This is a genomic window from Thiothrix eikelboomii (assembly GCF_900167255.1).
Lineage (GTDB): Bacteria > Pseudomonadota > Gammaproteobacteria > Thiotrichales > Thiotrichaceae > Thiolinea > Thiolinea eikelboomii.
The window spans coordinates 84,861-98,048 of record NZ_FUYB01000004.1; the positions used below are offsets into that span (position 1 = coordinate 84,861).

Here is a 13,188-nt window from a genome sequence, read left to right on the forward strand (position 1 = left end):
TTAGCCTTGTTGCTGAGGATTAGCTGCTAGTTTACCTGCTTGTTGCTTGCGTGTATTAAATTTTAAAGTGCAAGTATAAACTAACGGCAAGCTATCAGTGCTGCCTACTTGTGGGCTGTGCTCTTCAAGATAGCAAGTCGATTTGTGGGTATAGCACAAAGGACGCTGTTGAGTTTCTTCTTGGTTAAAATGTTGCATAAATAATTCCTTATTGTTCTTGTAGGACAATTTAATTGTAGGCCCTAAGCAAAATAGAACATTAGTTAGTCGATAATAGGTGGATAAAAGGCGAAGAGTTTAATCAGCGGTCAGTTTAGGGTGGATGACTGGCTAGCTTTAAATTCTGCAGGGCGAGTTTGGCTGGCGACTTTATCTAAGATACCATTCACAAATTTGTGGGCTTGTTCAGCACCAAATTTTTTAGTGAGATTCACCGATTCGTTGACGACTACTTTATAGGGGGTTTCGGGATTATTAATCAGTTCGCAAGTTGCAATCCGCATCACTGCATGCTCAATCATATCCACCTGCGATAGTTTGCGATCTAGGTGTGGATTTAATAAGGCTTCTAGTTGCTCAGTATTTTCAATCGACCAACGCAGCATTTTATGGAAAAAAGCGGCATCACATTTGCGAAAGTCTTCGGCTAGTTCTAAATCTTGTTGGAAGTACTGATAAATTTCCTCAAAGGTATTGCCCGTCATTAGCCATTGATAAGTACCAATCATCGCTAAGCGGCGAGCGACACGACGTTTGGCAATCAATTGCTGCATGTCATTCAGTGGGGGACGACGTGAGGGTTTTTTGGACATTTCAGGCACGCAGTTTATTTAATAAAGAAACCATTTCAATCGCAGTCAAGGCTGATTCTGCGCCTTTATTGCCCGCTTTAGTACCTGAACGCTCAATCGCCTGCTCAATGGTGTCGGTGGTTAATACCCCAAAAATGACTGGAATATCATGGGCTAGACCGACTGAGGCTAAGCCTTTAGCCGCAGCTCCTGCAACATAATCAAAATGAGCAGTACTACCACGGATGACTGCCCCGAGGGCAATAATGGCATCATAGTCACCATTCACAGCCATCGACTGCACGACAACGGGCAATTCATAAGCCCCAGGGACTCGGACAATTTCAATATCCTGCTCTTCAATGCCGTGGCGTTTTAAAGTATCCAGTGCACCTGCTAATAAACTCTCCACGATAAAGCCATTGAAACGCGCAACCGCAAGGCCATAACGTGCTTTTTGCGGGATGAAATCACCCTCAGTTACTTTGATGCCTGTCATACTCAACCTTTAATCCTTGAGTCTAAGCAGCAAGCTGCTATCTCAATTGTGAACATAATCAACTACTTCTAAACCAAAGCCCGCGATACCTAAGAAGCGTTTGGGTGCACTCATCACCCGCATTTTTTGGACGCCAAGATCCGCGATAATTTGCGCACCAATGCCATAGGTTTTTAGGTCAGCAGGCGAAGAGGGCGTATTGTCCTGCACAATCGGTTGAGATTCAAACGCTTTTAAGCGATTCAGCATATCTTGGGTATTATTATTGGGTTCACGCAGAATAATAATCACTCCCGCGCCTTCATCAGCAATCCGTTGCATGGCATCCCGCAGCGGCCAACCGCAGCAAGGTTCTTTCAAAGCTAATAAATCGCAGAGTTCATTTTCGAGGTGGACACGTACCAAAATTGGTTGCTCGGGATGAACCTCACCTTTAACTAAGGCTAAATGAATATTCGAGCGCGCTGCCTCTTGATAAGCAAATAGCTTGAAAGTTCCCGCTTCAGTTTGTATTTCACGGGTATAAACCAGTTCAACTGTTTTTTCGTTCTGCACCCGATAACGAATCAGATCTTCAATCGAACCCATTTTTAAGCCGTGTTTAGCGGCAAACACCTCTAAATCTGGGCGACGTGCCATAGTGCCATCTTCATTTAAGATCTCGACAATGACTGCAGCCGGTTCAAAACCCGCTAAGCGTGCCAAATCGCAGCCTGCTTCGGTATGCCCAGCGCGGGTTAAAACCCCGCCGGGTTGAGCCATGATGGGGAAAATATGCCCGGGTTGCTCAATATCAGAAGGCTGGGCATTCGGGGCGACAGCTGTGCGGATGGTATGCGCACGATCATAAGCCGAAATCCCAGTGGTCACGCCTTCGGCGGCTTCAATCGAAATCGTAAAATTGGTACGATGGGCTTCATCGGTAGCTGCATTCATCAAAGGCAAATTGAGTTGTTTGCAGCGTTCACGGGTGAGTGTCAAGCAAACGAGGCCACGCCCTTCTTTCACCATAAAGTTAATATCTTCAGGACGGGTCAGGGAGGCAATCATCAGTAAATCGCCTTCATTTTCACGATTTTCGTCATCGACGATGACCACCATTTTGCCTGCTGCTAAATCCGCAAGGATTTCTTCAATTGTATTAAATGCCATGATGTGGTGTCCGCTTGGGGTCGTCAGCAATTTCTGAGGCGGCAATCATACGCAAATCTGTAGCAGATGACTAATCGTCATCGCAGATATTTATAGATATTTCTCATTCAGCGAGCTTAAAGTCGTCGATCACTGATGGCGGCTAAGCGACTGAGGATCCAGTTGATACTAAAGATGATTAAGCCTGTGGTCAGTAAGGTGAGTAATAAAGAGTTGGTGTCTAATGCAGCCTGTGCTAGCCAGGTCTGCTCTGCATGGCGAGTATGTTGCACGATTAAATAATCAAACAGGCCGATCTTGGTTTCTCCAGTACCTTGATTAAAATTCACTGAACCCGAAATTCTACCCCAGAGCAGCCAAACCATCGCAAAGCTTGATAAGCTGCGTACTAAGGCAAAACTAGGATTGGGGATTTTCCATTTAAAAGCGATTACTAAAGTTAAAACTAGAGCCAGTGAAGCAGAGCTAATCAGCGTAAGGGGATAGATATTATTGGGGGTAAGTTCGAGCATTCAGCCTGTCCATTCAAGTTTGAGTTTGCTGCAAAGCAGCGAGTGTGACGGGATAGCTAGTCACTAATTCGGCGATAAAGTCGTCTATGCCTAGTTTATCTTGAGCCTCACCTTTATGCTGTAATTCCGTGCAAAGCTCAGCCATGTTTTCTGCACCGAGGCTCAGGCAAGAGCCTTTGAGGTGATGTGCTGCTTGTGCCATTGCCAGTAAATTACCACTCGCAGCGTGTTGCTGAATTTCGGCAATAAGTGCCGGTGTGGTTGAGGCAAAGAGGGCAATTAAGCGCGGTAAAATAGAGGCAGGGAGTAGTTCTAGAGTTTTATTGGCTAAGACTGACATAGTTTAATAAGGGTTGGGCTTGAGGTTTAGGTGGAATACACCAATGTTGCAGCGCTGCTTCAATCGCTTCTGGCAGGATGGGCTTGCTGATATAGTCATTCATTCCTGCGGTTAAGCAAGCTTGTTTGTCGCTTTCCATCGCATTTGCAGTCATGGCAATAATAATGGGCTGACGATCCGTGGGGAACTCGCTACGAATTAAGCGGGTAGCGGCTAGGCCATCTAATTCGGGCATTTGCATGTCCATGAAAATGACATCAAACGCTTGTTTGCGTAAAGCTTCCAGCACTTGGCGGCCGTTTTCGGCAATTTCGGCTTTATAGGCCATTTCATTCAGAATAGACGTGGCAACAATTTGATTAATCGGGTTGTCTTCAGCGAGCAAGATCGACAAAGGTAAGCGTTCACCGAGTTTAAGTGGAGCTTGCTCAGTGCGAGCAGTGAGAAGATTCAGCTCACCGAGCACGGTCATTAGGCTATCAAAAAGGCGGCTACGGGTAATGGGCTTGGTTAAATAAAGGTTAAATAACTCGCGCACGAGCTCTTTAGGATGTGGGTCGTTGGGCGGCGCAATCAGAATCAGTGGGAAAGCCTGTTGGTTATAACGATTGCGTACATAGCGACCAAAGGCTAGGGCTGAGGCTTTCGGTAGTCGGCTATTGACTAAGCCTATATCATAGTGCTGGCCTGAAACTAATAAGCTGATGGCTTCGCTAACATTGGTACAAGCTTGGGTAATTGCTCCCCAGTCCTGACAGAAGTTTTGGAGAGCTTGATGATTGATGGGATTATTTTCAACGATCAGAATTCGTTTACCTGTGATTTCAGGAATATTCGGATAAAGAAAAGGTTTGAGCTTGCCAGTGGCGGTTTGGGTCATAAGGGTAAAATGAAAATGACTACCGACACCTAACTCACTTGCTACCCAGATCCGCCCCTCCATCATTTCAACTAAGCGCCGCGAAATCGCTAAGCCCAAGCCCGTGCCTTCTCCTTGTCGAGTAAGAGTATTGTCGGCTTGGCTAAAAGATTCAAAGATACTGTCGATTCGGTCGGTAGGGATACCATATCCGGTATCACTAATTTCAAATTCAAGCTCATAGCGCTGCTTATCTTGGCTAGCGGCAGTAACAGAAACCGAAACCTCTCCTTGTTCTGTGAACTTAATCGCGTTGCCAATCAGATTGGTGAGTATTTGTCGCAAGCGTGCCACATCGCCTTCAATAAACAAGGGAATAGTCGGTGCGACTGCATAGGCTAGCTCTAAATTTTTTTCTAAGGCTTTAGCGCTGAGTAGATTAAAAACATCTTCAATACAAGCTCTTAGCTCGACAGGCTCACGTTTTAAATCAAGCTTACCTGCTTCGATTTTAGAAAAGTCGAGTACATCATTAATCACTGTCAATAAATGCTCACCGCTGAGATGAATACTTTCCACAAATTCCGACTGCTTTTTGCTCATGGGTGTATTCATTAATAAGCGGGTCATACCAATCACCCCATTCATCGGGGTGCGGATTTCGTGGCTCATCGTGGCGAGGAAGCGCGCTTTAGTTTTGACGGCCTCTTCAGCCATCGCTTGTGCCTCTTGAGCCGTATAAATCAGTTGTCTAAAATGACCCGAAAAATAAAAGCGACTGAGTAATAAACCTACAATAATCAAGGCGGTTATTAATAAAGTTTTATACTTGACGGCTTCAAGGCGTTTGGCCATTGCTTGGGTATTAGCGGCTGTCTCTTGAATCGACTCTTGGATTGAGAGCATAGTCTGTTGGCCCACTTTATCATCGAGTGTGGTGACTTTCTCCATCAGTGCATGTGCCTCACGCGAGGTATCATGAGCATCACGGGCTAATTGTAGCCAATGAGCAGATGATAAGGACTCCAATTCATCAATCAAACCGGTCAGTATGCCGGTCAGCTCTTCAAACTGTGCTTTAAGATGATGGTCAGTGTTAATCGGCCAAGCCCGCAAAATATCGGCACTTCTTTTTTTTAAATGATCAGAGAGTTCTCTAATGAGCGGTAAGTTCTCACGGTCACTGTTTGGGTTATTGGCAAAGCGAAAAAATTCATCATTCAACGCATCATAGGCTTTGCGCTGATTATCAATTAAAACCTCTAGTTCGGTTTGTTTTTGAAAGGCAAGATAGGCTTCTTGGATAGCCAAAGCATAGTGTTGTTCATTTTGTTGGGCTTTAGCTGAAACATCACTGAGGCTAGACCAAAGTAAGAGAGCCATGCCAGCGAGTAAGGTAATCAGCAGGCTGGTATCAATGATTTGTAATAAGCGTAGATTCGTAAAGATACGCATAAGTTTAAGATTGATGACCTTAAAACTTAAAGAGCAGGGTTTGAGAGATAAAATGGTGTTCATTCTCATCGTGATCAAAAACTGCAATCGCACCTTTGACAGTTTCACCCAAGGTAAACCGTCTATCATCCGCTTGTTGGGTATCGAGTTTACGGCTTTGCTCTAAATACCATTTGCCATTTTTCCAAATGCCTTTTGCTTTAACATCATCCGTACCTTTAGCGAGCAGCTCACGGGGAAGGTATTTAGCCATCAAATCCTGCTGTTTTTTGAAATAGCGCTTGGTGATATAGGGTTCTTCGCCAGAGTCAGTCGGGCGTTGAATATAAATAGCACTGCCATCCGGTAGTGTACCTTTATAAGACTCGGGCATCGCTTGGCGGCTAAGAATCGTCATTTTGTCATGGCTAATATGAATCGGATTCGTCCGTGCAGCTTTCCAATTCCACATATCGGCTTTAAATTCTTTGCCCGAGAACCAATTAGCGTCGTAATCCCCCGTCATCGCAAACTCAAGCGCAAAGCGGTCTTCGCGTTGTGGACCTTCAAGATATTTTTGCTGAGCCGCATCCCAGACATGTGGTTTATGTTGAGTATCTGCGGTGCTGTCTTCCCATTCGCTGTAGAAAAATACTTCATCACCAAAAATCCCTGCTTTAAGCCGTACTGTTTTCACCCACTCAGGTTTGCCTAAATAGACTAAAGGAATTTCTACGGCTGGTATGGCCTGCCAATCGTCTTCCGAACCATCTAGTACAGGCTTAGACTCCAGTTTAAGAATCGGAATAGTTGGTAGCTCAGCAGCACCAGCGGGAATCAGGATCAAAGTGGAAACTGCAAGCAAAAGTGCAGGTAGAACAACTCGCATAGACACGTTCCCTCTAATTGTTGTATTTCTGGTGTCAAATGGTTAAGAACAAGCTCCTAAAAGCTTACCGAATCACTTGATAAAAGGAAAGAATGGGGCGATGAGCTGCAAGCTCCACCTAGGATCAGCAGTTTTTGTAGTGAGTTAGTATGTAAGTCAGTATTTGAGGGCTTGGCTGTTTTTTCATCTATGTACATGAGTCACTCTAGCCATTAGAGATAGGGAGCTGCTTTTCAATTGACAGTTTTGACTAGCTTCGGTGAGTATGCTAGTTAGGTAATCACTACCGCTGACGAGAGGAGATATAACTATGCACGCAAGCGTCTTGCGCCTATCACTGCTGTCTACTGCTATTCTTTTAAGCTTCACCACTATCCCCGCTTTCGCTACCAATGGTCTTGCGCCCATCGGCTTAGGTACGGAGCATCGTAGCCTTGGGGGGGCTGGAACGGGTTATGCCGCGAATACTTCAAGTATTGCCAGTAATCCCGCCGCTACTTCGTTTGTCGCCGATGGTTATGATGTAGGCTTAGAAGTTTTCCAACCTAAGCGCAGTGCCACCTTTAATGGTAAAGCGTTTGGGATGCCCGCCGATGTGACTTATGATGGGAATGGTAAGCAAAACTTTTTTATTCCAGAGATTTCCTACAAACGCAGTTTAAAACAGTTTGATTTTGGGGTGGCGGTCTATGGCAATGGGGGGATGAATACTAGCTATGAGAAAAACCCCAACTTCGGGATAGGCAAGGCAGGGGTCGATTATCAGCAGTTATTCGTTGCGCCCACCCTCAGCTATAAATTAAACGAGCATCATGCCATTGGTGTTTCCGCGAATTTGGTTTATCACAAATTCAAAGCAGAAGGTTTGCACAACTTTGATAATGCCCAATTCTCAGCTAATCCGGGGCATGTCACGAACAATGGTTATGATAGTTCAACTGGGATCGGTGCAAGTATTGGTTGGCAAGGTAAAATAGCGCCTAGTTTATCCTTAGGGGTAGCTTATCGTTCCAAAGTGAGTATGGGCAAATTAGATCAATACTCGGGGTTATTTGCCAATGCAGGTGAGTTTGATGTGCCTGCTGCTTTAAGTGTGGGTTTTGCTTGGCAAGCAGCCCCAAATACTTTAGTCGTTGGTGATGTGCAGCGGGTTAATTACACGGATCTAGCCGCGATTGGCAATAGCAGTCATAAACCTGTGCAATTTGGTGGCAAAGATGGTCCGGGGTTTGGTTGGAAGGATGTCACTACTGTTAAATTGGGTCTAAAGCAGCAAGTCACCCCACAAATGGCGATGATGATCGGTTATAATAAAGGTACGAACCCCGTTAAATCCTCGGAGACGACGCTAAATGTCTTAGCACCCGGTGTCGTTGAGCAACATCTCACTTTAGGTGCTGAATGGCAACTCACCCCCAAGTCGAGCCTAATTGCCTCCTTTACGCATGCTTTCGAGAACGAAACTAAAGGTGATACGACAGTACCGCCACCAGGTCCTGTGCCGTTAGATGCCTATAATCTGAAAATGAAGCAAAACGCGATTGGCATTTCTTATAGCCATCAGTTCTAAGGGCGAGTGCCCCCTATTTGACATTATGACACACGTTCATCGGGCGTGTGTTTCTAGCCTTCGGTCAAGTTTGTATTTAGCCAAAGAGACTAGGCTTACTTATATCTTGATGCATGAATCAAGGAATTTTTTGGCTGATATGGCTTTATCTCATTGCAATACCTGCCTATGCAGGTCTGCCGGCCTTTCCGGGGGCGGAGGGGGCGGGTGCCGATAGTCTAGGCGGGCGTGGAGGGCAAGTCTTAGTGGTGGATCGCTTAGATGATCCTTGTCCGACTAAGGCTTGTAGCACAGCCGATCTTGCTGATCCACATCAATTAATTCCAGGTACTCTACGTTGGGCGCTGATGCAGCCTTACCCACGCACGGTGGTATTTCGGGTATCTGGGGTGATTGAGCTGCTCAAGGATGAACTGACTTGGAATGAAAAAACTCAACAAGTTGATATTCAACGCTTAGGTAATATCCGTATTACCAGTCCTTATCTGACGGTCGCGGGGCAAACTGCTCCAGCGGGTGGCATTACGATCAAAAATAATGGAGTTAGTATTTTAACCCATGATGTGCAGCTGCGTTATCTGCGCTTCCGTACTGGACGACAGTTACCGGTGTTTGCTGGTCAACAAACCCCAGAAACTTTGATGTTGTCGAATCAAGCCCGTGCCGTCATGATTGATCATTGTTCTTTCAGTTGGATGCCTGCTGAGGGGGTTAGTGTATATACCGGAGAACTTTGGGATGGCTCTAAAGGGACAGCGACTGATCTTACTCTTTCTTGGAATCTAATCGGTGAAGGGTTGGTGCGACATGAGGATGGGCGTGGGCACCCTAGTGCTGCTTTTATGTCGGGTTATGACGGTGATCCTAAATATGCCGCTGACCGCCTTAGTCTTCATCATAATTTATTGGTACACAGCCAGAAGCGTAATGGTGATTTACTCACCAAGCAAGGGCAGCTGATTAATAATCTAATCTATAATTGGCAATGGTTGCCTACGGTTTTGGCGGGTGCTGTTAAAGCGGATGTGATTGGCAATACCTGGAAGGCAGGACCGATTACGGCGGCTGATTATGATCAAGGCTTGGGCGGTTTACACTTAGTTCCTGCCGCCCGCGAGCGAAAGCAACAAGACCCTGACGGCTGGTGGGATGGCTTGCCGGGTGATCCATCCTTGTTCTTAAAAGATAATCGTTATTTAGTGGCAGGCGAGCCTACTAGCCAGCAGCTACTTTGTCATTATCAGGAGCGCAAACAAGCCTGTAGCAAGCGCATGCCTATTTTTTGGTTTCGCCCGCAAGCTCTGACGACTCATGGTGTCGCTATTACTGTCCAAACTGCGGTGGAAGCGGAAAAATCGGTGTTAGCACAAGCCGGGGCGAGTCAGCGGATTAACAGCCGAGGTCAATGGGTGAATAATCGGGATGTGATTGATCAACGTTATGTCGATGACTATCGCATGACAAGGTATATCAATAAAACCTTTCCTTTTACCGAGTCCGAGGTCGGTGGTTTTCCAGTACAGATTGAAGGTGAACTTTATCCTGACACTGACCGTGATGGTATCTCTGACCACTGGGAGCAAGTACGAGGATTAAACCCTGCTGATGCCAGTGATGCTAAGCAACCAGCAGCCGGGCAGGGGGGCTATACTTGGCTGGAACTGTTTATCAATGGTGCTCAGTAGCAGTGGCAAGGTTTAATTTGCCACGAACAACATGAAGGTTGGGTTATGCCGTTAGCTCGTAGTCTAGCCGAGATTATCAGTGAGGCTGATTATTTAGCAACTCAGGTTTCTAGTGGCTTCATGCAGATTAATTTCTCAATCTGCATTTGTTGCCACTCCTTCCGCTCTTAGGCTAGATCACACTTATTAGCTGAGTTTAGATAGAGTTATAAAGCCTGCATCTTCTCCAATTGCCCTTGTAATTGCCCCAATGCCAACCGTTGTTCTTCAGCTTGCTTCCTTGCGGTTTCAATCACTTCGGGTTTAGCTTTTTCTACAAAGGCTGGATTATTTAAGCGCGATTCTACACCGATTAAATTCTTTTCGATTTTCTCGATTTCTTTGCTCAAGCGGGCAATTTCTGCGTCTTTATCAATTAAACCAGCCAAGGGGATTAGAATCTGCATTTCACCCACTAAAGCCGTCGCGGATTCAGGGGCAATGGCCTCTTTAGCTAGCCATGTGGCTTGGCCGACTTTAGCCATACTTTGTACGACTGCTTGATTGCTGGCATAGAGGGCTTGATCGTTCGCACTCCAGTTAGCTAGTAAAATATTTAAGACTTGCCCCGGTTTAATATCCATTTCAGAACGAATGCGGCGAATCCCCATAATGAAGGTCTTTAACCATTCGATTTCTGCCACTGCGGTGGCATCTAATTGAGTCTGGTCTGCCTTAGGCCAAGGTTCTAGCATAATGCTCTTGCCAGTTTTGCCGGCTAAATCCTTAATACTTAACCAAATTTCCTCAGTAATAAACGGCATGATTGGGTGCAGCATCCGCAAACTTGCTTCTAGGACACGAACGAGGGTTCTGCGTGTACCACGTTTGGCGGCTTCATTGGTATTCTGTTTACTTAAAACGGGTTTGGTTAGCTCCAAATACCAGTCGCAGTATTCATACCAAGTAAACTCATACAAAGCTTGCGCTGCTAAGTCGAAGCGGTAATTATCTAAATGATCGGTGACTTCGGTTGCGACCGTTTGCAGTTTGGAGTCAATCCAACGATCTGCCGTGGATAATTCTAGGGGGAGGCTATCATCTAAGCCCGTGTCTTGGCCTTCGCATTGCATCAAAACATAACGCGCTGCATTCCAGAGTTTATTGCAGAAATTACGATAGCCTTCTAGGCGTTGTAGGTCAAAGCGAATATCACGGCCTGCCGTGGCAAATGATGCAAAGGTAAAGCGTAAAGCATCTGTGCCATGAGCTTCGATACCCGCAGGGAATTGCTTACGAGTGGCTTTTTCAATCTTTTGTGCAAGTTGCGGCTGCATCATGCCACTGGTACGTTTTTTCACCAATGTTTCTAGGTCAATGCCATCAATAATATCCAGTGGGTCAAGTACATTGCCTTTGGATTTAGACATTTTCTGGCCTTCGGCATCACGCACCAAACCGTGGATATACACATCACGAAAAGGCACATCACCGATGAATTTTTGCCCCATCATAATCATCCGTGCCACCCAGAAGAAAATAATATCGAAGCCAGTGACAAGCGTGCTGCTAGGGTAGAAAGTCTTCAAGGCTTGGTCAGGAGGATTAGGCCAACCCAAGGTGGAGAACGGCCATAAAGCAGACGAGAACCAAGTATCTAAAACATCGGGGTCTTGTACTAATGTGAGTTCAGGCGCTAACTGATGTTGGTGGCGTACTTCAGCTTCATTGCGCCCAACATAAATAGTACCCGCCTCATCATACCAAGCCGGAATTTGATGTCCCCACCACAGTTGACGTGAAATACACCAATCTTCAAGATTATGCATCCATTGGTTATAAGTATTGATCCAATTATTCGGGATGAAGCGCACCTCACCTTTCGCCACAACATCAATCGCTGGTTGTGCTAAGGCTCGTTTACCCCCGGGGCGACCATCAGCTTGAGTCTCGCAGGTGAGGTCGATATACCATTGATCGGTGAGATAAGGTTCGATGACTGTCCCCGAACGATCCCCACGTGGCACCATCAGTTTGTGCTCTTTCACTTCTGCCAATAGACCTAATGCGTCTAAGTCAGCAACGATTTGCTTACGCGCTGCATAGCGCTCTAAACCCCGATAAGGTTCTGGCGCAGTGTTATTAATATGCGCATCTTTGGTGAAAATATTAATCAGTGCTAACTGATGGCGCTTGCCGACTTGATAATCATTAAAATCATGTGCAGGAGTGATTTTAACGCAACCTGTACCTTTTTCTGGGTCAGCATAGTCATCACCTACAATCGGAATTAAGCGCCCCACCAAAGGCAGTAGCACTTGTTTGCCGATCAAATGCTGATAGCGTTCATCATTGGGGTGTACTGCCACCGCCGTATCCCCTAGCATGGTTTCAGGACGGGTCGTGGCAACGATCAGATACTCTTGAGTAGCCGCACCATTGGCATCTGCAATCGGATAGCGGAAATGCCACATCCAACCATTTTCTTCTTCAGAAACCACTTCTAAATCTGAAACAGCCGTATGCAGTACCGGATCCCAGTTCACCAAGCGCTTACCGCGATAGATTAAACCTTCTGCGTGTAAGCGCACGAAAACTTCCACAACGGCTGCCGATAAATCTTGATCCATCGTAAAGCGCTCACGACTCCAATCGGGAGAGGTACCTAGGCGGCGCAGTTGACGATTAATGGTATCGCCGGACTCACTTTTCCACTCCCAAATTTTCTCGATAAAGGCTGTTCGACCATAGTCATGGCGGGTTTTACCTTCGGCATTCACCCGACGCTCAACCACCATTTGTGTTGCAATCCCCGCATGATCAGTCCCGGGTTGATAGAGGGTATTATTGCCCTGCATTCGGTGATAGCGAGTGAGGATGTCAATGACCGTTTGATTAAAACCATGCCCCATGTGCAAAGTGCCAGTGACATTGGGGGGCGGAATCATGATACAAAAGGCTGAACCCACACCACTAGGCTTAAAATAGCCCTGTTGCTCCCAGTTCTGGTAAAGGCGTGGTTCGATTGCTTGAGGTTGGTAGGTCTTATCCATGTCCGCTCTTTGTGAAGAATGCTGAAAAGAGCGGATTATAACCCGATTAAGAGAAAATTTTTACTTTAACATCGCTGACAATTCACGCAACAGCTGTTGGCGACGCTGATCAATTTCTTGCTCATAGCTTTGATTAAGGCTGAGGATATTATCGCCATCCTGTTGTTCAGAACGAATCGCATGGGCGCGTGCTAAGCCCGCGTATTCATCTTGGCCGGTGGCGGATTGCAATTCTTCAATCCGTTCTTTTAAGCGCCGCTCGAAATGTTTTTGATATTCCGTATTCGAGCCTGCTTTCGCACGTTTAATCGCTTCTCGATCACCGGGACGCACTAAATCCGTAATCACTGGAATGCGTATGGTGCTTTCTAAGTCGTGTCTGCTACTCATCTCGTATGCCAATAGTATTTTTTATGCCAGCAATC

Annotated in this window: 12 protein-coding genes; 2 read left to right on the top strand and 10 right to left on the bottom strand. The window is 46.0% G+C overall.

The features are described from left to right. The 8 genes from B5D50_RS06185 to B5D50_RS06220 form a co-directional block, all read right to left on the bottom strand. Complete coding sequence (locus B5D50_RS06185) at window positions 1-198, bottom strand: hypothetical protein (RefSeq protein ID WP_078921716.1); 198 nt, start codon at window positions 196-198, stop codon at window positions 1-3. Window positions 199-308: 110 nt separating this feature from the next. Continuing rightward, entirely contained in the window at window positions 309-812 is a 504-nt protein-coding gene (gene nusB, locus B5D50_RS06190; protein WP_078921717.1) for a transcription antitermination factor NusB, read from the bottom strand. 1 nt (window position 813) lies between these two features. Then, window positions 814-1,290, bottom strand: coding sequence for a 6,7-dimethyl-8-ribityllumazine synthase (gene ribH, locus B5D50_RS06195; protein WP_078921718.1), 477 nt, complete (start codon window positions 1,288-1,290; stop codon window positions 814-816). A gap of 42 nt (window positions 1,291-1,332) precedes the next feature. Then, window positions 1,333-2,442 (bottom strand): bifunctional 3,4-dihydroxy-2-butanone-4-phosphate synthase/GTP cyclohydrolase II, encoded by a 1,110-nt coding sequence (gene ribBA, locus B5D50_RS06200; protein ID WP_078921719.1) that lies wholly within the window; start codon window positions 2,440-2,442, stop codon window positions 1,333-1,335. Window positions 2,443-2,558: 116 nt separating this feature from the next. Next, entirely contained in the window at window positions 2,559-2,954 is a 396-nt protein-coding gene (locus B5D50_RS06205) for a hypothetical protein (RefSeq protein WP_078921720.1), read from the bottom strand. Between the two features lie 13 nt (window positions 2,955-2,967). Next, complete coding sequence (locus tag B5D50_RS06210; protein ID WP_078921721.1) at window positions 2,968-3,294, bottom strand: Hpt domain-containing protein; 327 nt, start codon at window positions 3,292-3,294, stop codon at window positions 2,968-2,970. Continuing rightward, on the bottom strand, window positions 3,275-5,608 hold the full coding sequence (locus tag B5D50_RS06215) for a hybrid sensor histidine kinase/response regulator (RefSeq protein ID WP_078921893.1): 2,334 nt from the start codon (window positions 5,606-5,608) through the stop codon (window positions 3,275-3,277). The genes B5D50_RS06210 and B5D50_RS06215 overlap by 20 nt, the downstream gene beginning before the upstream one ends. A gap of 19 nt (window positions 5,609-5,627) precedes the next feature. Further along, on the bottom strand, window positions 5,628-6,476 hold the full coding sequence (locus B5D50_RS06220; RefSeq protein ID WP_078921722.1) for an ethylbenzene dehydrogenase-related protein: 849 nt from the start codon (window positions 6,474-6,476) through the stop codon (window positions 5,628-5,630). Between the two features lie 310 nt (window positions 6,477-6,786). Between B5D50_RS06220 and B5D50_RS06225 the strand changes: the two genes are divergently transcribed. Further along, on the top strand, window positions 6,787-8,046 hold the full coding sequence (locus B5D50_RS06225; protein ID WP_078921723.1) for an OmpP1/FadL family transporter: 1,260 nt from the start codon (window positions 6,787-6,789) through the stop codon (window positions 8,044-8,046). 113 nt (window positions 8,047-8,159) lie between these two features. After that, a complete protein-coding gene (locus B5D50_RS06230) occupies window positions 8,160-9,731 on the top strand; it encodes a hypothetical protein (protein WP_078921724.1) in 1,572 nt (523 codons plus the stop codon). 206 nt (window positions 9,732-9,937) lie between these two features. On the opposite strand, the gene B5D50_RS06235 is transcribed toward B5D50_RS06230, so the two are convergent. Together B5D50_RS06235 and B5D50_RS06240 are read right to left on the bottom strand one after the other, a co-directional pair. Next, window positions 9,938-12,763, bottom strand: coding sequence for a valine--tRNA ligase (locus tag B5D50_RS06235; RefSeq protein WP_078921725.1), 2,826 nt, complete (start codon window positions 12,761-12,763; stop codon window positions 9,938-9,940). Window positions 12,764-12,823: 60 nt separating this feature from the next. Beyond that, window positions 12,824-13,153, bottom strand: a complete 330-nt coding sequence (locus B5D50_RS06240; protein ID WP_234975813.1) for a hypothetical protein — start codon at window positions 13,151-13,153, stop codon at window positions 12,824-12,826. Window positions 13,154-13,188 lie beyond the last annotated feature (35 nt).